Annotated in this window: 20 protein-coding genes and 1 tRNA gene; 4 read left to right on the forward strand and 17 right to left on the reverse strand. The window is 62.7% G+C overall.

The genetic code is table 11. The annotated features are described in order from the left end of the window. Both glmS and glmU read right to left on the reverse strand, forming a co-directional pair. A complete protein-coding gene (gene glmS, locus K1X15_RS09120; RefSeq protein WP_220307140.1) occupies positions 1 to 1,827 on the reverse strand; it encodes a glutamine--fructose-6-phosphate transaminase (isomerizing) in 1,827 nt (608 codons plus the stop codon). Position 1,828: 1 nt separating this feature from the next. Then, positions 1,829 to 3,181: a bifunctional UDP-N-acetylglucosamine diphosphorylase/glucosamine-1-phosphate N-acetyltransferase GlmU gene (gene glmU, locus K1X15_RS09125; RefSeq protein ID WP_220307141.1), complete on the reverse strand. Its 1,353-nt coding sequence runs from the start codon at positions 3,179 to 3,181 to the stop codon at positions 1,829 to 1,831. Between the two features lie 136 nt (positions 3,182 to 3,317). Here glmU and K1X15_RS09130 point away from each other — a divergent pair, with 136 nt between their 5' ends. From K1X15_RS09130 to K1X15_RS09145, 4 genes are all read left to right on the forward strand, one after another. Continuing rightward, entirely contained in the window at positions 3,318 to 4,115 is a 798-nt protein-coding gene (locus K1X15_RS09130) for a coiled-coil domain-containing protein (RefSeq protein ID WP_220307142.1), read from the forward strand. Positions 4,116 to 4,285: 170 nt separating this feature from the next. Continuing rightward, positions 4,286 to 4,360 (forward strand) — tRNA-Lys (locus K1X15_RS09135). An 89-nt stretch (positions 4,361 to 4,449) separates the two neighbouring features. Next, the gene (locus K1X15_RS09140) at positions 4,450 to 4,623 is read left to right on the forward strand and encodes a hypothetical protein (RefSeq protein ID WP_220307143.1); all 174 of its coding nucleotides are present in this window, start codon (positions 4,450 to 4,452) and stop codon (positions 4,621 to 4,623) included. A 55-nt stretch (positions 4,624 to 4,678) separates the two neighbouring features. Next, the gene (locus K1X15_RS09145) at positions 4,679 to 5,206 is read left to right on the forward strand and encodes a hypothetical protein (RefSeq protein WP_220307144.1); all 528 of its coding nucleotides are present in this window, start codon (positions 4,679 to 4,681) and stop codon (positions 5,204 to 5,206) included. Positions 5,207 to 5,214: 8 nt separating this feature from the next. Here the strand turns inward: K1X15_RS09145 and map are convergent, their stop codons facing one another. From map to K1X15_RS09220, 15 genes are all read right to left on the reverse strand, one after another. Then, the gene (map, locus tag K1X15_RS09150; RefSeq protein ID WP_220307145.1) at positions 5,215 to 5,970 is read right to left on the reverse strand and encodes a type I methionyl aminopeptidase; all 756 of its coding nucleotides are present in this window, start codon (positions 5,968 to 5,970) and stop codon (positions 5,215 to 5,217) included. Positions 5,971 to 5,973: 3 nt separating this feature from the next. After that, entirely contained in the window at positions 5,974 to 7,605 is a 1,632-nt protein-coding gene (gene pgi, locus K1X15_RS09155; protein WP_220307146.1) for a glucose-6-phosphate isomerase, read from the reverse strand. An 11-nt stretch (positions 7,606 to 7,616) separates the two neighbouring features. Further along, positions 7,617 to 8,744 carry a tRNA guanosine(34) transglycosylase Tgt gene (tgt, locus tag K1X15_RS09160; RefSeq protein ID WP_220307147.1) on the reverse strand — a complete coding sequence of 376 codons (1,128 nt, stop codon included), beginning with the start codon at positions 8,742 to 8,744 and terminating at the stop codon, positions 7,617 to 7,619. 53 nt (positions 8,745 to 8,797) lie between these two features. Then, entirely contained in the window at positions 8,798 to 9,661 is an 864-nt protein-coding gene (locus tag K1X15_RS09165) for a DUF4365 domain-containing protein (RefSeq protein WP_220307148.1), read from the reverse strand. Between the two features lie 77 nt (positions 9,662 to 9,738). Next, positions 9,739 to 10,365, reverse strand: a complete 627-nt coding sequence (locus tag K1X15_RS09170; protein ID WP_220307149.1) for an exopolysaccharide biosynthesis protein — start codon at positions 10,363 to 10,365, stop codon at positions 9,739 to 9,741. Continuing rightward, positions 10,362 to 11,441 carry a tRNA preQ1(34) S-adenosylmethionine ribosyltransferase-isomerase QueA gene (queA, locus tag K1X15_RS09175; RefSeq protein WP_220307150.1) on the reverse strand — a complete coding sequence of 360 codons (1,080 nt, stop codon included), beginning with the start codon at positions 11,439 to 11,441 and terminating at the stop codon, positions 10,362 to 10,364. The genes K1X15_RS09170 and queA overlap by 4 nt, the downstream gene beginning before the upstream one ends. 64 nt (positions 11,442 to 11,505) lie before the next feature. Then, positions 11,506 to 11,937, reverse strand: coding sequence for a hypothetical protein (locus K1X15_RS09180; protein ID WP_220307151.1), 432 nt, complete (start codon positions 11,935 to 11,937; stop codon positions 11,506 to 11,508). Next, positions 11,927 to 12,253: a hypothetical protein gene (locus tag K1X15_RS09185; protein WP_220307152.1), complete on the reverse strand. Its 327-nt coding sequence runs from the start codon at positions 12,251 to 12,253 to the stop codon at positions 11,927 to 11,929. Before K1X15_RS09185 ends, K1X15_RS09180 begins: the two co-directional genes overlap by 11 nt. Positions 12,254 to 12,314: 61 nt before the next feature. Then, on the reverse strand, positions 12,315 to 12,827 hold the full coding sequence (locus tag K1X15_RS09190; RefSeq protein ID WP_220307153.1) for a peptidylprolyl isomerase: 513 nt from the start codon (positions 12,825 to 12,827) through the stop codon (positions 12,315 to 12,317). A 125-nt stretch (positions 12,828 to 12,952) separates the two neighbouring features. After that, entirely contained in the window at positions 12,953 to 13,537 is a 585-nt protein-coding gene (locus K1X15_RS09195) for a peptidylprolyl isomerase (RefSeq protein ID WP_220307154.1), read from the reverse strand. Next, complete coding sequence (gene coaD / locus K1X15_RS09200) at positions 13,534 to 14,028, reverse strand: pantetheine-phosphate adenylyltransferase (RefSeq protein WP_220307155.1); 495 nt, start codon at positions 14,026 to 14,028, stop codon at positions 13,534 to 13,536. Before coaD ends, K1X15_RS09195 begins: the two co-directional genes overlap by 4 nt. 501 nt (positions 14,029 to 14,529) lie before the next feature. Next, entirely contained in the window at positions 14,530 to 15,150 is a 621-nt protein-coding gene (locus tag K1X15_RS09205; RefSeq protein WP_220307156.1) for a LysE family translocator, read from the reverse strand. A 299-nt stretch (positions 15,151 to 15,449) separates the two neighbouring features. After that, complete coding sequence (gene gyrA / locus K1X15_RS09210) at positions 15,450 to 18,233, reverse strand: DNA gyrase subunit A (protein ID WP_220307157.1); 2,784 nt, start codon at positions 18,231 to 18,233, stop codon at positions 15,450 to 15,452. Between the two features lie 88 nt (positions 18,234 to 18,321). Further along, complete coding sequence (locus tag K1X15_RS09215; protein WP_220307158.1) at positions 18,322 to 19,557, reverse strand: MFS transporter; 1,236 nt, start codon at positions 19,555 to 19,557, stop codon at positions 18,322 to 18,324. Further along, entirely contained in the window at positions 19,554 to 20,153 is a 600-nt protein-coding gene (locus K1X15_RS09220; protein ID WP_220307159.1) for an ArsR/SmtB family transcription factor, read from the reverse strand. The genes K1X15_RS09215 and K1X15_RS09220 overlap by 4 nt, the downstream gene beginning before the upstream one ends. Positions 20,154 to 20,165: the final 12 nt, after the last annotated feature.

The raw sequence follows: 20,165 nt of genomic DNA on the forward strand, positions 1-20,165 counted from the left end.
CTACTCCACCGTCACCGACTTGGCCAGGTTACGTGGCTGGTCCACGTCCGTACCCATGAACACAGCCGTGTGGTAGGCCAGCAGCTGCACTGGAATCGTCGCCAGGATCGGCGCGACGAACGGGTGGACATGCGGAATTTCGATGATGTCGGCCACGCCATGGCCAACCGTCTTCGCGCCCTCGGCATCGGTGATCAGGATGATCTTGCCACCCCGCGCCGCCACTTCCTGCATGTTGGAAAGCGTCTTGTCGACCAGTTCGTCCGAGGGCGCCACGACGATCACCGGCATGGCTTCATCCACCAGCGCGATGGGGCCGTGCTTCAATTCACCCGCCGCATAACCTTCTGCGTGGATGTAACTGATTTCCTTGAGTTTTAGTGCACCTTCCATCGCCACCGGGAACATCGGACCACGCCCCAGGTAAAGCACATCCTTGGCCTTCGACAGGCGCTTGGAGATATCGATGATCTGATCTTCTGCCCCCAGGGCCGCCGAAACGGCCGAGGGAAGAGCCACCAGCGCCCGCACCAGCTCGGCTTCCTGCTCGCCATTCAACACGCCGCGCGCCCGACCCGCCGCAATGGCGAGACTGGCCAGTGCGGTCAGTTGCGCCGTCAGCGCCTTGGTTGAAGCGACGCCGATCTCGGGACCACACAGGATTGGGAAGACCACGCCCGACTCCCGGGCAATGGTCGATTCCAGCGTGTTGACGAGGCTTGCCACATGCTGGCCTTGGTTGGCGCAGTAGCGCAGCGCCGCCAATGTGTCGGCCGTCTCGCCAGACTGTGAGATGAACAGAGATAGCCCGCCCTTCTCCAGCGGCGGCTCGCGATAACGGAACTCGCTGGCCACATCGATATCGACTGGCAACCGCGCAAAGCGCTCAAACCAGTATTTGGCGATCGCGCCGGCATAATAGGCCGTACCGCAGGCACTCATGGTCAGGCGCGACAGATCAGCGAAGTCGAATGGCAGCGCCTCGCGGATCGCCACCTTTTCAGCTCCCATATCCACATAATGGCTCAGCGTATGGCTGATGGTTTCCGGCTGCTCGTAGATTTCCTTGGCCATGAAATGGCGGTGATTGCCCTTGTCGACCAGAAGCGCCGAGGCCTGCGACACCATCTGCTCGCGCTCGACAATCGCGTCCCTGCCATCCCGGATGGTTACCCCTGCGGGAGTGATCACCGCCCAGTCGCCGTCTTCCAGGTAGGTCAGGCGGGACGTGAAGGGCGCCAGCGCCATGGCGTCGGACCCGAGATACATTTCTGTCGTGCCATAGCCCACGGCCAGCGGTGCGCCATGCCGGGCCGCAATGAGCAGCCCATTCTCGCCCTTGAACATGAAGGCCAGCGCAAATGCACCCTTGAGCTTCTTGAGGGTCCGCGCCACGGCCAACTCAGGCTCGGCGCCATTGTCCAGTTCGCGCGTCACCCACAGGGCCACCGATTCCGTGTCGGTCTGGGTCTGCGGCAGGTAACCGTCCTGCGCCAGGTCGGCCAGCAACTCGCGGAAATTCTCGATGATGCCATTGTGGACAATGGCCACGCGCTCGGTGGCATGGGGATGAGCATTGGTCTCGGTCGGCGCGCCATGCGTCGCCCATCGCGTGTGCCCGATGCCGATATGACCCTCGAGCGGCTCCATGCCCAGCTTGCTGGCAAGGTTTCCCAGCTTGCCCTCGGCGCGGCGCCGGGCAATGGCGCCACTTTCCAGCGTGGCGACGCCCGCGCTGTCATAGCCGCGATATTCGAGGCGCTTCAGCGCATCCACCAGGCGCCCGGCCACGGGAGCATCACCGACAATTCCAACAATGCCGCACATCTTACTTCCCCTTGGCTGCCTTCTTGGCGAGCGCGCGTTCCTTGAGCCTGGGCGCGTAGCCGGGCTTGTTCTGCTGGCGTGCGCGTCCCAACGCCAGCGCATCGGCGGGCACGTCTTCGGTAATCACACTGCCCGAGGCGGTATAGGCGCCATCGCCAATCGTCACGGGTGCCACGAGCGAGGCATTGGACCCGATAAAGACATTGTCGCCGATGATCGTCTTGTCCTTGTTCACGCCATCATAATTGCAGGTGATGGTGCCCGCCCCGATATTGGTTTTCGAGCCGATCTCCGCGTCCCCCAGATAGCTCAGGTGCCCCGCCTTTGTCCCGGCGCCAATTCGTGACTTCTTGACCTCGACGAAATTGCCCAGATGTACGTCCGGCCCCAGTTCTGCGCCGCCCCGGATGCGGGCGAATGGGCCAATGCTGGCCCCCTCCCCGATCACGGCGTCCTCAATGTCGCAAAAGGCGCGGATCTCCACATTGTCGGCAATCGTGACGCCCGGCCCGAACACCACATTGGGAAAGATCGTCACATCCCGCCCGATCTCGGTGTCGAAGGAAAACCACACGCTGTCCGGGTCGCGCAACGTCACGCCCGCCTTCATGAAGTCCTCGCGGCGCACCGCCTGGAACAGCTTTTCGGCCCGCGCCAACTGGCTGCGATCATTGACGCCCATCACATCGTTTTCTGGCGCCACGCCATAGCCCACCTTCTTGCCCGCCGCGTTGGCGAGGCCCACAAGGTCGGTCAGATAGTACTCGCCCTGGGCGTTGTTTGTGTCGATGCGGTCTATCAGATCGCGGAACACCTCAGCACGGAACGCCAGGATACAGGCGTTGCAGAGCCCGATGGCGCGTTCGGCCTCGCTCGCATCCTTATGCTCGCGGATGGCCAATAGCTGCTCGCCATCGGTGATGAAGCGCCCGTAGCCGGTGGGGTCCTTCGGCTCGAAGCCCAGGATTGCCACATCGAGCCCCGCATCCAGCCGATCCAGCACGGCGCGGAAGTTCACCCCGCGCAGCAGGGGATGGTCGCCATAGACCACTGCTATATATCCCTGGTGGTCCTCGAAAAGCCCACGCGCCTGGGCGGCGGCATGCCCGGTGCCCCGTGCCACAGCCTGCTCGAAATGCGCAACCTGGCTATCCAGAGCCGAGACGGCTTCACGGATCGCTGCATGTCTGGGACCCGTCACCAGGGCGATCTTGCTCGAACCTGCCTCCCGCGCAGCGCGAGTCACGTGACCGATGATTGGCAGGCCTCCGACCGGATGCAGCACTTTTGGCAGCGCGGACTTCATCCGCGTGCCTTCACCTGCTGCAAGAATGATCGAAAGCAGTTCTGCCATCACGTTCTCCCGAGGCGCCGGTTTTCTCCCGGCATTTACACAAATTTATGGCAGCCAACAGTTGGCGAACCAATAACAAAGGGACCACTCTAGCCCCGATACGCCCGGCGATTCGGGCGTTTGAGAGGTTTCTCGCTTGGCTAAAGCATCCGAACAGTTCCGGCAATCGGACGTCACCATTTGGGGCATTGTGGCGCTGATCTGTGCTGGTCTTGCCGTGTTCGGCTCCAACATATCGGTGCTCTTGCCCCAAAGTGTCATCGGCGGGCTGCACCAGCCCCGTGTTGCCGGCGCCTCCATCGAGACGCTGCGCCAGCAGGTCGCCGACCTGCGCGAGGAAACGACCCGCCTCAAGCGCGAGAACGAGTTGCTGGTCAGCCGCTTCTCCATGCAGGAGCGAAGCGGCAATGACGTTGTCCGGCGCGTAGGCGCGCTGGAAGTCACCGTGCCGCGCCTGATTGAATCTCTTCCGAACGGCACAGTGGTGGACCGGTCCAGCCTCACGGCGTCGATCGGGGCCAACGAAACGCTGACCTTCGATGCCGAGGGCGGTTCGGTGGCGGTCCGTCAGTCTGCTCTGCCAGAGGCTGCCCCGGCCCAGACCGGTGTGGACCAGCCCCTCCCCGCACCCGTGCAGACACAATACGCAATGGCCATGCCCAATGAGGATGCCTATGGCATCGCCGTCGGCGCGGCGGTGCCGTTCGAGCAGACCGCATCGCTCTGGAGCGACCTGACCCTCAAGCTCGGCCCGCTGCTGTTCGGTCTCTCGCCCCTGGTGGTCGATGAAGCCAATGGAGATGACAAACGCATCGTGGTCGGGCCCATCGAGGAACTGGCCGAGGCGCGCGCCCTGTGCCAGCGTTTCGAGCGTGTTTCCATTGCCTGCATTCCCATGCCCTATACCGGCACGCCTCTGGACGTCTCCCCATAGGTCCACCCCCCACGCAGCCCCCTGCCACAAAGCCGGGAGCGAGCGGTCAAATTCGGTTGACAGCCCGGCAAGTCCGGCTATGTTCCGCCGCGACGCCGCAGGGCGTTATCTGGAGCGTTTCCAGCAAAGACGGCAACGGCTTTGCGGTTCGGAAAAGCGACACGATTTAGGCGCCGGTAGCTCAGTGGTAGAGCATTCGACTTTTAATCGAATGGTCGAGGGTTCGACCCCCTCCCGGCGTACCATTCTTTTCATTTCAGTTTCATCTGTTTGCCGCGACAGGGTCCCAATCTGCGGGGCACACTGTTGGTCCTCGCACTGTGCATCACCCACCATGCCCCAGACCTGCATAGACCCCGATCCCTATGCCGAGCTCGATAATCGGGCCGACGCCTTCGAGCTGTCCGAGGAATTCCGCAAGCCCAGCCGCATTGCCCGCGCTGCCCGCCGGCAATTGCCGACCACCCAGACCCGCCTCTCCGGCCGGCCGTTCCGCATTCCCGTTTGAGAATCAGCGCGGTGCCGTACTATCGGCACTCATCTGGCTTCACCGGGGGAACAACATGTCTCAGGAGACGACCGACCTGCTCAAGGTCCTGGCGGTCACGCTGCTGGTCTTCGCCGCCAGCACGCTCGTCATGCTCTACGGCATTCTCCTGCTCGCCCAATATGGCGCAAACTTGCCCATGGTCGGTTCGGTGCCGCTGAACGCGCCCCCCGAACTCGTGCCGATCCTTGCCGGCAGCGGCGTCTTTGCGACCCTGGCCGCGGTCCATGTGACGGCCACCGGACTCGGCCTGCTGCTCACCAGCAACACTATCGACATGGCCCTGCTGATCACCGCCAAGGCGGTCACCGTGGTCATTATGGCCCTGCTCGGCTTTGCCGGCGGCCATATGGTGTTCCTTCAGCTCACCGAGAACACGCCGCTCAACCTCAATCCATTGCTGCCGGCGCTGATCGGAGTGATCGGATTCCTGGTTCTCTCCACAGTCCTCAGCGTCCCGGCCCTGCGCCGGCTGGGCAATCTGCGCTACGCCGTCGGCATCGGCCTCGTCGTTCTGGGGCCACTGCTGCTGGTCTGGCTCTAGTCTTCGAGTCAACCGGCCAGCGTCACCACCACCGCGCCGCGGGGCGTGGCCACGATCGTATGTTCATATTGGACGCAGGGCGCCAGCGGCTCTGCCGTCAGCGTCCACTCGTCATCCTCATACATCTGCTCTGCCATCTGGCCGCCCAATGACAGGAATGGCTCGATGGTGAATACCAGGCCATTGCCGATCTTGCGCCGCTCCGACCGGTCCGGCCAGGTCGGGATTTCGCCCGGGTCGTCATGCAGGCTATCCCCCACGCCATGGCTGGCAAGATTGCGGATCAGCGTATAGCCGCCCTTCTTGGCGACCTTGCCGATGGCACTGCCGATATCGGCCAGCGGCGCCCCGGCCTTGACCGCATTGATCCCGGCCCACATGGCTTTCTTGCCGTCACGGCAGAGATTTTCCAGCCGACGGTCGCCCTTGCCCAGGATGTAGGATGCGCCGCAATCGGCAAACACCCCATCCTTGACCGCCGACACATCGATATTGACCAGATCACCGGCGCGCAGCACCCGGTCGCCCGGAATACCATGCGCGATCTCCTCATTGACCGAAATGCAGGTCGCTCCGGGAAACTCATAGGTAACCACCGGTGCCGAGAGCGCGCCATGCTCGGCCAGGAACTTCGCACCGATCGCGTCCAGTTCCAGCGTCGTCATACCCGGTTGCATGGCCGTCGCCATGGCCTCGCGAGCCATGGCACAGATTCGACCGATTGCCTTGAGCTTGTCGAGTTGCTCGTCCGTCGTAATGATCAAGCGTCAGGCCTTGTTGGCGAGGTAATAGCCAAGCAGGCCCTGTGTGGAGGCATCATGCCCCGCCCCGCTCTCTTCGCCCTTGACCTTGGGCAGCAGCGCCTTGGCCAGTTGCTTGCCCAGTTCCACGCCCCACTGGTCGTAGGAATTGACGTTCCAAATCACGCCCTGCACGAACACCTTGTGCTCATAGAGCGCGATCAGCGAGCCCAGCACTTCCGGCGTCAGCTGCTTGTAGAACAGCGTATTGGACGGGCGATTGCCCGGAAACACCTTGTGCGGCGCCAATGCCTTGATCTGCTCCTTGGCCATGCCCTGAGCCTTGAGCTCGGCCACGACCTCGTCCTTGGTTTTGCCCAGCATCAGCGCCTCGGACTGCGCCAGCACATTGGCCACCAGCTTGTCGTGATGCGGCGGCAGGTTTTCATGCGGCCGCGCGGCGATCAGGAAGTCGCAGGGAATGACGTCGGTACCCTGGTGAATGAGCTGATAGAAGGCATGCTGACCATTGGTGCCGGGTTCGCCCCAGACAATCGGACCAGTCGGCCAATCCACCTTCTTGCCGTCGAGCGTGACGGACTTGCCATTCGATTCCATGTCCTGCTGCTGCAGATAGGCGGCGAAGCGGGAGAGGCGCTGGTCATAGGGCAGCACGGCATGGGTCGAAAAGCCCCAGGCATTGCGATACCACACGCCGATCAACGCCATGATCACCGGCAGATTGCGCTCCAGTGGCGTTTCGAGGAAGTGCCGGTCCATGGCATCGGCGCCAGCCAGGAATTTTGCGAAATTGTCGTAGCCGACTGCCATGGCAATGGGCAGGCCGATGGCCGACCAAACCGAATAGCGCCCACCAACCCAATCCCAGAAGCCGAAAATCCGATCTTCGCGGATACCGAACTTGGCGCAGGCCTCAAGATTGGTCGAGACAGCTGCAAAATGGTTCGGTACGGCCTCCTCCCCCAGCGCGTCGGCAATCCACTTCCGCGCCGAATTGGCATTGGTCATGGTCTCGTCGGTGGTGAAGGTCTTCGACGCAACGATGAACAGCGTCTTTTTCGGGTCGAGACGCTTGAGCACGTCATGGATATGCGCGCCGTCAACATTGGAGACATAGTGTGCGCGCAGATCGGCGCGGGTATAGGGCTCCAACGCCAGCGTCACCATGGCCGGGCCGAGGTCCGAACCGCCAATGCCGATATTGACCACATCGGTGAACTGTTCGCCGCCATGGCCACGGATTTCGCCACTGCGTACTGCGTTGGTATAGGCCTCAATAGCCTTGAGGACACCGCGAACGTCCGGCATTACGTCCTTGCCATCGACCGTGATCGGCATCTCGCCCTGATAGCGCAGCGCCATGTGCATGACCGCGCGATCTTCGGTGATGTTGATGTGCTCGCCCTCGCACATCTGGGTCCGCCGCTCCTCGATGCCGGCCGCGCGTGCCAGCTCGAACAGGGCCGCCATGACCTCTTCGTCGATCCGGTTCTTCGAATAGTCCAGCAGAATGTCGGCGCCGGTTGCCGAGAACCGCTGGAACCGGTTGGGATCTGCGGCAAACATTTCGCGCATGTTGGTCTCGGCAATGCGCTTGCGCTGCTTGCCCAGCGCGTTGAAGCCTGCGTCCTTGGCCATTCGTCGTTCCCTCACAAAACCGGCAGGTCGCCGGCGGCCCAGGCCGCCCGCGTCTCTGCTGCGAAATCATTCATCCGCCCATCAACTATGGCCGCCCGCGCCCCCGCGGTCAGTTCCTGATAATAGGCCAGGTTGATCTGCGATAGCACCATGGCGCCCAAAATCTCTTCCGTCCGCACCAGATGGTGGAGATAGGCGCGGCTCCAGCGGCGGCAATTGGGGTTGGGCGAAGCCTCGTCCAGCGGACGATGATCGTCCTTATGCCGCGCATTCTTCAGGTTGATGACACCGAACCGCGTATAGGCATGGCCATGGCGGCCGGCGCGGGTCGGATGCACGCAGTCGAACATGTCCACGCCCCGCTCGATGCCACCCAGGATATCGTCCGGCTTGCCCACGCCCATCAGATAGCGCGGCCGATCGGTCGGCAGTTCCGGCGTGATCTCGGAGAGCACCCTGAACATCACATCCTGCGGCTCGCCCACGGCCAATCCACCAACGGCGTAGCCGTCAAAGCCGATGCTCTTCAGGCCAGCCGCAGAACGCCCGCGCAGCTCCGCGTCATCGCCGCCCTGCACGATGCCGAAAAGGGCCCGGTTCTGCTGATTGTTGAACGCCGCCTTGGAACGGTCCGCCCAGCGGATCGAGAGCTCCATGGCCCGTTCCATCTCCTTGCGCTCGGCCGGCAAGGCGATGCATTCGTCGAGCTGCATAATGATGTCGCTGTCGAGCAGCGTCTGGATTTCGATGGAGCGCTCCGGCGTCAGTTCGTGCGTCGAACCATCGATATGCGACTTGAAGGTCACGCCCTTTTCGGTGAGCTTGCGCAGCTTGGCCAGCGACATGACCTGGAACCCGCCGCTATCGGTCAGGATCGGCCGCTGCCAGTCCATGAAATCGTGCAACCCGCCCAGCGAGGCCACGCGCTCCGCACCCGGCCGCAGCATCAGGTGGTACGTATTGCCCAGCAGAATATCCGCGCCTGTCTCGCGCACCTGCTCGGGATACATGGCCTTGACCGTGCCGGCTGTCCCCACCGGCATGAAGGCGGGCGTATTGATCTCGCCGCGCGGCGTATCGATACGGCCGCACCGGGCCGCACCATCCGTGGCGATGAGGGAGAAGTTGACCTGTTTCATAGCGCGGGTTCTAGCCGTTTGATGGAAACCCCACAACGGTCGGCGAACCAAATCTAAGCCGTATCAAAACGGCCTTTCAGTTCCTCCCAGAGATCGGGCCTCATAGCAGCATATACTCCAGCAGCGATTTCAGCACAGTATTCCGCCAATCTCACAGGCATGCCAAACCCAACTTGTCGCTCAAAGTGCGCTATTACGCAAAGGAGGAAAACATCCGATATCGAGAGCTTATCATCTGGATGACTCTCATTATCTTTGGCGAAATTCTTACTGCAGTTCCGAACCGAATCTAAGAATGTAGGGTTCATTTCATTCTCACGCACGAGGTCGATCGACTTCAGAAGGTCAAAGGCGATTAAACTCTTTTCGCGCGAAAGATGTCGCTGCCTCCTAGCCGTTCCCGCACCAGAAAATGCCCTTTCGGTTCGCAATGCTTCATCGTACCAATTCAAATTGCGCTGATAGTAATCTGCGCGACACTCCCATATGAACTTTGCGGCAGTATCGCGATCAAAAAGATGCGATTTATCAAATTTTATAGTTATACTATTATGATTTGTAGTGGATAAATCCCACAACGAAAATTTTCTTCGCGGACAAAAAGAATATATTGAACTCGTAACATCATCAAATACACAAACTAACACAGGCTGATAATGACTTGCCCACCTCAGAAGGTGGCCGGTTTCGGCGCGAAAGCTATACATTCCGTCGCGCCCGAGTCTAAGGCGCGTGCCCTTTACTTGAACGAGAATTCCGAAACTGTCGGCAACTCCCCGAAGTTGACTTTGAACAATTAAATCCTCGCCAAAATCGTTCCGGATCACCTCTGCGACCGCGCCGGCGAGGTTCAACACCCTGGATACGGCCAAGACAGCCCTTTGGGCTAATAGGGCTGTCGGCAGAAGATTAGACAATTTCTTTCCATTCACTGGGCCAACTGGAAGGCAATTATGCTGCCACGATTAATTGATGAGCAAGAACTTTACGCCAGTCACCCCATCGATCCGACAGCAGCCATGCCCAGGTGGAATGCCCCCACGAAAATGGCAATGGCGACACCCAACCCGATGGCCGTCGCAACGAGCCCGACGATCACGCCAATGCCATCCCGGTTCAGCATCGAGAAGGCGATGATGCACAGCCCCACATTGGGAATGGCATTGATGAACGGGATCGGCAGCGCCATCACGACGCTGACGACAATCACGAGGATTGCATAGGGCAAATTGGCCGCTGCACCAGTCAGCCAGCGCATGCGCGGCCGCGAGAAGCGCGCGAGGATATTGGCTACCCTGACCACCTGCTCGCTGGCCCGGACCATCACGTTGAGCGGCAGTTTCCGGTTGCCGATCAGGCCGGGCAGGCGGATCGGTCGCGCCATCAGCATCCCAATGGCAATCGCGCAGGTCGTCCAGGCTATGGTGCCGCCATAGCCCGGCGGGCCGGGAACCATGTTGAACAGCGAGACCACCAGCAGCAGCAATCGGTGGGCGCGCGGGCCGAGCAGTTCCACCAGACGCGACAGCGTCATATGCGACTGGTCCTGTTCGGCAGCGCGCCTGAGCAGGGATGCGATGCGCCGCGTGTAACGGGTTATGGGCGCATTGCGCGCCGTCACGCATCGTCCTCGGGGTGCGGCGCGCGGTGCAGCAGGGAGGAATCCCCGTAGGAATAGAAGCGATAGCCGTTGCCGATGGCATGCGCATAGGCCGCCTTCATCGTTTCGAGGCCCGAGAAGGCGCTGACCAGCATGAACAGGGTCGATTTGGGCAGGTGAAAATTGGTCATCAGCACATCCACCGTCCGGAAGCGGAAGCCCGGGGTGATGAAGATGTCGGTATCGCCCATGAACGGCTTCAGTTCGCCTGTCGCCCGAGAGGCGGTTTCCAGAAGCCGCAGGCTTGTCGTCCCGACCGCGATCACCCGTCCCCCGGCAGCCCGGCGCGCATTGATGCGCTCGACCGTCGCCTGGTCGATTTCACCCCATTCGGAATGCATCACATGATCTTCGGTGTCGTCGGCCTTCATCGGCAGGAACGTCCCTGCCCCCACATGCAGCGTCACCCGTTCCATGGCGACGTCCATATTCGCCAGCTCCTGCAGCAGCTTTTCGGTGAAATGCAGGCCAGCGGTCGGCGCCGCTACCGCGCCATCCTCGGCGGCATAGACGGTCTGATAGTCGACTTTGTCGCGTTCCTCGACTGCTCGCTTCGCACCGATATAGGGCGGCAGCGGCATGGCCCCATGCGACTTGATCGCCTCGTCCAGCTGCGCCCCGCCCAGTTCGAACTCCAGCGTCACCTCACCGGTTTCGCCCTTGCCGGCGACGCGGGCGATCAGGGGTTCGGCTTCGCCATTGCCCAGTTCCAGCCGGTCGAGAAGGTGGAGCTTCTTGGCCGGACGTGCAAAGGCGCGCCAGGTCCTGGCATCGACCCGCTTGTGCAGGTTGAACGAGACATTGGCCCGCACCTCCCCGCGCACCCTTGTGCCCCTGAGTTCGGCCGGCAGTACCCGCGTGTCGTTGACCACGAGCACGTCGCCGGGGCGCAGCAGGGTCTTGAGGTCGGGGATGTGCCGGTCCTCGAAAGGCTTGCCGGGCCGCACCACCAGCAGGCGCGCGCTGTCGCGCGGCTCGGCCGGGTGCAGGGCAATCAGGTTTTCGGGCAGGTCAAAGTCGAATTCGGATACACGCATGTCGGCTCGTTAGCATGGGTCGACTGACACGGAAACGGGGTTTGGCTCAAAGCGGTTGTGCGGCCTACTGCCCCAGATCGCTCGATCGGCAGGTCACGGTCCATAGCCCGCCCGCGGCAACGGCCACGACACCACCCACCAGCGCCTGCCTTGCCTCATAGACCCGGCCGATGCGAAAACTCATCGCCAGATGCTCATTGCCGTCGCCGTCCTTCCAGGACACATCGCCCCCTTCCACGTCGTCACCGATGAAGCCGCGCGAGACATATTCGCCGTCGTGATCGGGGTGCTCGGGGTCAGTCGAAAGCCCGTAGTCGCCGGTCAGCTGCATCTCGACGCTCAGCACCGGCTGCACCAGCGCCGGACCGGTCACATAGGTGAAGGTGATCTCCCCGTTCGCATCTGCGCAGGTGACGGTGTCGAGTGCCAGGGCGGGAGACGCCGCGACAAGCATCGCGGTCGCGCCGATCAGCAGGAAACGCGCCCTAGCCTTCACTGCACGATACCGCCCAGACACCGAGACCGATGATCCTGAGTGTGCCGGCAAAGACATGTTCGCCGGCCTCCTGGGCATGCGACAGCCGCAATTCCGCGACGGGCAGGTTGACGATCTCGTCGTAGAAATCGACCTTCATGCCCTGATCGTCGGCAAAGCCCTGGCCGATGGTGAAGATCACGCCGTCGCCATAGAGCGGGTCGGTGGTCCAGTGCCGGGTTCGGTGACGCATATTGGCGCCAATACCGCCGAACCCGCCGGCCGTGCCCAGTAGCAGACCGACTTCCGTATCGGCCTCGGCATCGCTGCAGTACATCCACTGCGTTGCCGAGGCGGGTACGGCGAAAAGGCTGGCGGCCAGTGCCGCCAGCGCTAGCCTATTCAGCGATGTCGGCAGCGACCTTGACCGAAACCATCTTGTCCGGATTGATGACCGGCTCGCCGCGCTTGATCTGATCGACATTCTCCATGCCCTCGATCACCTGACCCCACACAGTATACTGGCGGTTGAGGAAAGGCGCATCTTCAAAGCAGATGAAGAACTGCGAATTGGCACTGTTCGGGTCCTGGGCGCGGGCCATCGAGGCCGTGCCGCGCTTGTGCGGCTCCGCGTTGAATTCCTGCTTGATGTTCGGGTATTTGGACCCGCCGGTGCCGGTGCGCGACGGATTGAAGTCAGGCGAATTGGTATTGCCGAACTTGACGTCGCCGGTCTGGGCCATGAAGCCGTCGATCACGCGGTGAAACACCACGCCGTCGTACGCGCCTTCGCGGGCCAGCTTCTTGATGTGGTCCACATGGCCGGGGGCCACGTCGGGCCGCATGGCAATGACGACCGTGCCCTTGGTGGTTTCGATGACGAGGGTATTTTCGGGATCTTCATAGGCCATTGAGGGGTCTCTTTCAGTTCAGAATGTGGCCGGGATGTAAGGCCTATGGTGCCTGGGCGCAATGGTGAACACCCACAGTTCCGCCCTCGGGCCTGACCCGAGGGCGGCACCGTGCAAGTCTGAGGCTACTTGTATTCGATCTTGGCCGAAACGATCTTGTCCGGATTGGCGACGGCGCCGTTCATTTCCTGCGGGCCTTTTTCGAGCGCGTCGACCGCTTCCATGCCCGACACCACCTTGCCGAACACGGTGTACTGGCCATCAAGGAAGCTGGCATCGGCGGTGGTGATGAAGAACTGCGAATTGAACGAGTTGGGATCCTGCGAGCGCGCCGCACCGACCACGCCACGCTGGAAGCTTTCCGAGTTGAACTCTGCCTCGACATCGGGCAGGTCCGAACCGCCGGTGCCGGCCATCTGCAGGTTGTAGGACGGATCGGTAGAATCGCCATTGGCGACGTCCCCGGTCTGGGCCATGAAGCCGTCGATGACGCGGTGGAACACCACCCCATCATATTCCCCCGCCTCGGTCAGCGTCACCACGCGCTCGACATGCTTGGGCGCGATTTCGGGCAGCAACTCGATATCGACCACCCCATCCTCAAGCGTCAGGATCAGGTGCGGCGTGCCGGTCTGGGCAAAGGCCGGCATGGCAAGAAGGGTCGCGCCCAGGGTGAGGGCGGCGAAGCTGCGGCGAGTGAACTTGATCATTTGGACTTGAGAGCCTTGAGCACGATTTGCGGTACGAAGGCGGAGATGTCTCCGCCCATTTCGGCGATCTGCCGCACCAATGTGGCCGAGATATGCCGGACCGGTGGGCTGGAGGGGAGGAAGACGGTCTGCAGGTCCGGCGCCATCTGCGCGTTCATGCCCACCATCTGCATTTCATAATTGTAGTCCGTCGTGTCGCGCAGGCCGCGGATGATCAGCTTGGCGCCATTGTCGCGCGCCGATTGCACCATCAGCCCCGAAAATTCGACAATGCGGAACTGGGTATTGGTGCGCGATCCGATCGCCGGCAGCACCTGCTCGAGAATGGCGACGCGATCCTCATGGCTGAACAGCGGGTTCTTCTTGGTGGCGCTGATTCCCACGGCCACCACCAGCGTGTCCACCAGCTTGCAGGCGCGCTCGATCACGTCGAGATGCCCATTGGTCAATGGATCGAATGACCCGGGGTAAAATCCAACCAGATCGCTCATCTCCGCCCCTTCCCTTTGTAGTTGCTAAGGTTTTGTCATGCACTTCGCATTGAGGCAAGGCCAGGCACGCTGAAGCACCGGCCGGCCGCTTCGACCTCCGGTTTTCGAAAGTGGACGTGTCCCGAGGCGCGTGCGCCTCAGTAAAACAAATGAAATAGAGACGTCGCCGCCCCATGGGCCATGCGCGAGTAGCGCTTATGGCATTCTCACCTCAAATCTCTCCACCGGAGAGATTTGCCCTTCGGGACGGACCAAAGCACCGGTTTTTCGGACACAAGAATGCCCGCCATTGAACGCTCGTCGCAGGGGATAGCGACTCGTGAACGCGCGTGCTGGAGCGACCCAACCGCGCCCGGCTCCCCCGCAAAGTGTCGCTGCAGTCCGCCCGCGCGGGAGTGATTGCAGGATTATGAGCGTGGTTCCGGCCCCGGGGATAGGACTTTACGACCGGGCTGGTCTGGTGCCGGCAACTGGTTCGCTGCGCCCACAGACGAAATGCCGTCAGGCCCGTTTCTGCAGCGCCAGCCAAACGCCGCCCAGCATCAGGATGACGCCAGAGAGCCGGGACACCACGCGCACCCGCGCCGCGCTCAAAAGGCCCCGCGCACGGCCTGCGACAAGTGCATAGATCGCGTCGGTCGAACCGGCGACCAGCATGAACAGCAGACCCAGCACCAGCACCTGCGGAAAAGTGGGTTGGCTGACATCTACGAACTGCGGCAGGAAGGCGCCGAGAAAGATCAACGCCTTGGGGTTGGAAAGGATCACGAGAAATCCCTCGACCGCCATGCGCAGATTGGTCTTGCCGCGCTCGGCGCGAACTGTGCCCAATTCGCCATCGCTGCGCAGCATCTTGTAGCCCAGCCAGATCAGATAGGCGGCGCCGACCAGCTTGATCCAGTCGAAGGCCGCGCCCATGAAGGCCACCAGCGCCTGCATGCCCAGAGCCACCACCAGCGTCATCACCAGGAACCCGGCCTGCGTCCCCGCGACGATGGCGAGCCCCGCACTGGTGCCGCGCGACAGGGAATTGGCCACGATCACAGTGACGGTCGGCCCCGGCACGATGGCCAGCAAGAGGCAGGCACCGAGATAGGGTATCAGCGTGGTGAGATCGAACATTCGAGGGCTCCTGTTTCCGAGGAGCAAGCCACCGTCGGCCGGAAAAGACAAGTGGCACTGGGAGCCCTGAAGTCACCCCACCCTCATTCCCTCCCCATCAAGGGGAGGGAGGGAGGACCGCAGCTTTTATGTTCCAACGTCTCCCTCCCCCTTGTGGGGAGGGTAGCGTAGCTGGCCGAAGGCCTTAGCGAAGCTAGGGTGGGGGTGCTGCGCCAAAGAAAGCGGCGCGAGCCACTATCCCAGCCAGCGCTCGACATTGCACCCAAGCAAAAAGGGCGCCGAAGCGCCCCTTTACGTTCCTATTCTTCGCTCGGTTCATCCGGCGGCGTGCCCGGCGGGTCACCCGCCGAGGCTTCGGGTGGCAGTTCACCCTCTTCCTCTTCCGGCTCGCTGATGCGCTCGACCGAAACCACCTTCTCGTCCTCGGCGGTGTCGAAGACGATCACGCCCTGTGAACCACGGCTGACAATGCGGATCGGCTTGTCGCCGCCAACCGGCAGGCGAATGGTCTGGCCGCCATCGCTGATCAGCATGATCTGGTCTTCTTCTTCCACCGGGAAGCTGGCCACCAGATTGCCATTGCGCTTGTTGACCGCCATGGCAACGATGCCCTTACCGCCACGGCCGGTAATCCGGTATTCGTGGCTCGAGGTCCGCTTGCCATAACCATTTTCCGAAATGGTCAGGATGAACTGTTCCTGGGCGCCCATCTGGGCATAGAGCTCCTGGCTCAGGTCGCCAGCCTCGACATCGGCCTCGTCGCCGACCATGTCCTCGCCCTCCACCTCGCCGCGCATGGCCCGACTGCGCTTGAGATAGGCAGCCCGCTGTTCGGCTGTCGCGTCCGAGTGGTTGATGATGGCCATGGAGATGACCTTGTCGCCGCTCGCCAGCTGGATGCCGCGCACCCCCATGGAATCGCGGCCCTTGAACAGGCGCACATCGTCCACGCGGAAGCGGATGGCCTGGCCCAGCGCCGTGGTCATCAGCACGTCATTATTGATGGTGCAGGTCTCGACTCCGACGATTTCGTCGCCCTCGTCGAGCTTCATGGCAATCTTGCCGTTCTGGCGCACCTCGACGAAGTCGGCCAGCGAGTTGCGGCGCACCGTGCCGCGCGTGGTGGCGAACATGATGTCGAGATTGCCCCAGGAGCTCTCGTCCTCGGGCAGCGGCATGATGGAGGTGACGCGTTCGCCCTGCTCGAGCGGCAGGATGTTGATCAGCGCCTTGCCCTTGGCATTGGCGGCCGACAGCGGCAGGCGCCACACCTTGAGCTTGTAGGCAATGCCGCGGCTGGTGAAGAACAGCACCGGCGTATGCGTATTGGCCACAAACAGCCGCGCCACGAAATCTTCCTCGCGGGTGGCCATGCCCGAGCGGCCCTTGCCGCCGCGATTCTGCGCCCGATAGGTCGAGAGCGGCACGCGCTTGATATAGCCGGCATGGCTGACGGTGACGACCATGTCCTCGCGGGCGATCAGGTCCTCGTCGTCGAAATCGGCAGCGTGGTCGCTGATCTCGGTGCGGCGCGGCGTACCGAACTGCTCGCGGACGGCTTCGAGTTCCTCGCGGATGATGGTGCGGACGCGCTCGCGGCTGCGCAGAATATCGAGATAGTCCTCGATCTCGGCGCCCAGGCCGTTGAGTTCGTCGCCGATTTCGTCGCGCCCCAGGGCCGTAAGGCGAGCAAGGCGCAGTTCAAGAATGGCGCGCGCCTGCTCTTCGGAAAGGTTGAACGTGCCGTCATCATTGATACGGTGGCGCGGATCGTCGATCAGCTTGATCAGCGGGGCCACGTCGGCGGCCGGCCAGCGGCGGGTCATCAACTGCTCGCGCGCAGTCGCCGGATCGGGCGCGGTGCGAATGAGCGCAATAACTTCGTCGATATTGGCAACGGCCACGGCCAGGCCCACCAGCACATGGGCGCGGTCGCGGGCCTTGTTGAGGAGGAACCGGGCGCGCCGGGTCACCACCTCCTCGCGGAAGGCGATGAAAGCGTCCAGAATCTGCTTGAGATTCATCAGCTCCGGCTTGCCGCCATTGAGAGCCACGAAATTGCAGCCGAAGGACGACTGCAGCGGCGTGAAGCGGTAGAGCTGGTTCAGCACCACGTCGGGCAGCGCATCGCGCTTGACCTCGACGACGACGCGCATGCCTTCGCGGCTGGATTCGTCGCGCAGGTCCGCAATACCCTCGATCCGCTTGTCGCGAACCAGCTCGGCAATCTTTTCGACCATCGAGGCCTTGTTCACCTGATACGGGATCTCGGTGATGACGATGGCTTCGCGTTCCTTGCGCACTTCCTCGATGGTGGAGCGCCCGCGCACGATGATCGAGCCGCGGCCCGTCTCATAGGCCTGGCGGATGCCGGCACGGCCAAGAATGATGCCGCCGGTGGGAAAATCCGGGCCCGGCAGGTGCTCGAGCAGTTCCTCAGTGGTCACGGACGGATTGTCCAGCACCGCCAGGGCCGCATTGATGGTTTCGCTCAGGTTGTGCGTTGGCACATTGGTGGCCATGCCCACGGCAATGCCACCGCCGCCATTGACCAGCATGTTGGGGAAGCGCGCCGGCAGAACCGTCGGCTCCTTCTCCGAGCCGTCATAGTTGTCCCGGAAGTCGACCGTGTCCTTGTCCAGGTCGTCGAGCAGCGAATTGGTGATCCGCTGCATCCTGACTTCGGTGTAACGCATGGCAGCCGGCATATCGCCGTCCACCGAGCCGAAATTGCCCTGCCCTTCCACCAGCATCTGGCCCATGGAGAAGTCTTGGGCCATGCGCACCAGCGCCATATAGACGGCACTGTCGCCATGCGGGTGGTACTTACCGATCACGTCGCCGACGACGCGGGCCGACTTGCGGAACGGCTTGTTGTATTCGTAGCCATTCTCGCTCATCGAGAACAGGATGCGCCGGTGCACCGGCTTCAGGCCGTCCCGCACATCCGGCAGCGCGCGGCTCACGATCACGCTCATGGCGTAATCGAGATAGCTTTTGCGCATTTCGTCGGTGATGTAGATCGGGGCGATGTCGGAGGGCGGGAAGCTCCCGCCGCTCACGTCTTCGGGCGTATCTGTCACGGGGTGATTCTACGTTGGTTCCAGTTCCCCGTTAGATAGGCGATTCCGGCGCCGATTGCCAATTTTCGCAGGCTTTGAGCTGTGGAGATCACGCTTGTACGGGCGCCTTGCGGTTCATTTGCCGGAAGCTGGGCAAAGCCACGGGGGCCAGGGTCGCCAGCAGATAGAGGCTCGCCGTCGCGCCCAGGGCCACCGCGACGCCCACATTCTCCACCAGGAGGCCCGCATAGAGCCCGCCAAACGGGATCAGCGCCCAGGCCTGCGCCCCCACGAGGGCAATCACCCTGCCCACCATCGGCGCCGGAATGCGCTCGAACAGCAACGCCCCGATGATCGGGTTGAGAAACCCCGCCGCAAAGCCGCTGAGCACGAAGGCGGGGAGAATGACCGGCAAGGGCGCTCCCAGCGCCAGCGTCATCAAGGGCACCGGACCGGCACAGACAAAGCCGATTGTATAGATCGTCAGCCTCGGCACCCGCTCGGCCACCGCCGCCGCCAGCGCCGCCCCGGCAATCGCCGCGCCCGAAAACACGGCGAGCAATATGCCCACCCAGCTCACATCCAGGCCCGACGAGCGGACCCAGACCGGCAGCAACAGGGTCGCATAGGCCTGGTCGAACAGGTTCGTGAAAGCGATCATCACCACCAGTCCCACCAGCACGGGATCGCCCCGCAACACCGCCCAGCCGGCCGCAAACGCGGCACCATAGGTCTGGCTGGCTTCCGGGGCAGGCTCAGCGGTGGCGGTGTTGGCCGCAAGCGGCACACCGAACCGCACGATCAGCGCCGACAACGAGAAAGCCGCCGCATTGGCGATCAGCGCCGGCACGGGCCCGATGATCGCGATCAACACCCCGGCACCTGCCGCGCCCAGCGTGCCGGCCAGCCTGTCGCTCGCCCCCAGGACCCCGGTCACCCGCTCCAGCGGCACCGCGGACAATTCGGCAATGCGCGGCACCATGGCCTGCTTGGAGGCGTCGGACGGCGCCCTCAACACGCCGATCAGCGCCACAACCGGCGTCAGCACCCAGATGGACAGGAGACCTGCCCAGAACAAGATGGGTAACAGGGCAATCGCTGCGACCGAACACGCGTCGCACCACATGGCCACCCGGCGCGCCCCCACCCGGTCGATCAGCGGTCCGCCCAGCGCCTTGGCCAGCACATAGGGCAGCATCTCGGCCAGGCTGACCGCACCGGTCAACACAGGGTTACCGGTTGTCGTCAGCACCAGCCAGGGAATGGCGATGGCGGACAATCGCGTCCCGCCGGTGGACGCGACAGTCGCAGCGGCCAGAGCGACGAGCGGCCCGCTCCGGCTCATTTATCCGCTCCATCTTCTGGAGGCAGCGGGAAGACGTGCAGCAGGTACGACACCAGTTCGACGCCCTCGGACAAGGGCTCGCCCAGCGGAGGCGAGTTCTGCTTGGCTTCCCACAGCACGGCCATCAGCCTGTCGGTCAATTCCCTGGCGGCATCCGCTGTCAGCGGAATGGTGAAGTCGCTCGCGGTCGAGGCGCCCCGCCATTCGGGCGATAATTGGGTGAAGCGGTCCATGGCCCGCTGCATCTGGTGTATCTGCCAATTGAGCGCGGCCTGCCCGAAGGCCGCGACCGCATCCAGCGCAACCTCATCGGTGACATCGTCCCGGGTGACTGTGGATTCGTGCGACGCGCGCCACCAGCGATCACGGGCGTTTCCGCGCGCCGCGTCCTCCTCGATGAAACCGTGGCGGGCCAGCTGGCGCAGATGATAGCTGGTCGCCCCACTGTTCAGCCCCAGCCGTTCCGCAAGACTGGTCGCCGTCGCCGGCCCCTCCATGCGCAGCAGGCCAAGCATGCGCAGACGCTGCGCATGCGCCAGGGCGCGCAGCGCCATGGCATCGGGCTCCACCCTGCTGATCGTCCGTTCATTGCCCATGGCCGCCTCGCC

Source organism: Devosia salina (assembly GCF_019504385.1).
In the GTDB taxonomy this organism is placed as follows: Bacteria; Pseudomonadota; Alphaproteobacteria; order Rhizobiales; family Devosiaceae; genus Devosia; species Devosia salina.

Excerpts from the sequence above, each read along its gene's own strand:
- K1X15_RS09145 (WP_220307144.1), top strand. The coding sequence starts at position 4,679 with ATGTCTCAGGAGACGACCGACCTGCTCAAGGTCCTGGCGGTCACGCTG.
- queA (WP_220307150.1), bottom strand. The coding sequence starts at position 11,441 with ATGCGTGTATCCGAATTCGACTTTGACCTGCCCGAAAACCTGATTGCC.
- K1X15_RS09205 (WP_220307156.1), bottom strand. The coding sequence starts at position 15,150 with ATGTTCGATCTCACCACGCTGATACCCTATCTCGGTGCCTGCCTCTTG.
- glmU (WP_220307141.1), bottom strand. The coding sequence starts at position 3,181 with ATGGCAGAACTGCTTTCGATCATTCTTGCAGCAGGTGAAGGCACGCGG.
- K1X15_RS09195 (WP_220307154.1), bottom strand. The coding sequence starts at position 13,537 with ATGATCAAGTTCACTCGCCGCAGCTTCGCCGCCCTCACCCTGGGCGCG.
- K1X15_RS09190 (WP_220307153.1), bottom strand. The coding sequence starts at position 12,827 with ATGGCCTATGAAGATCCCGAAAATACCCTCGTCATCGAAACCACCAAG.
- K1X15_RS09140 (WP_220307143.1), top strand. The coding sequence starts at position 4,450 with ATGCCCCAGACCTGCATAGACCCCGATCCCTATGCCGAGCTCGATAAT.
- glmS (WP_220307140.1), bottom strand. The coding sequence starts at position 1,827 with ATGTGCGGCATTGTTGGAATTGTCGGTGATGCTCCCGTGGCCGGGCGC.
- pgi (WP_220307146.1), bottom strand. The coding sequence starts at position 7,605 with ATGGCCAAGGACGCAGGCTTCAACGCGCTGGGCAAGCAGCGCAAGCGC.
- coaD (WP_220307155.1), bottom strand. The coding sequence starts at position 14,028 with ATGAGCGATCTGGTTGGATTTTACCCCGGGTCATTCGATCCATTGACC.
- K1X15_RS09185 (WP_220307152.1), bottom strand. The coding sequence starts at position 12,253 with ATGTACTGCAGCGATGCCGAGGCCGATACGGAAGTCGGTCTGCTACTG.
- K1X15_RS09220 (WP_220307159.1), bottom strand. The coding sequence starts at position 20,153 with ATGGGCAATGAACGGACGATCAGCAGGGTGGAGCCCGATGCCATGGCG.
- K1X15_RS09215 (WP_220307158.1), bottom strand. The coding sequence starts at position 19,557 with ATGAGCCGGAGCGGGCCGCTCGTCGCTCTGGCCGCTGCGACTGTCGCG.
- tgt (WP_220307147.1), bottom strand. The coding sequence starts at position 8,744 with ATGAAACAGGTCAACTTCTCCCTCATCGCCACGGATGGTGCGGCCCGG.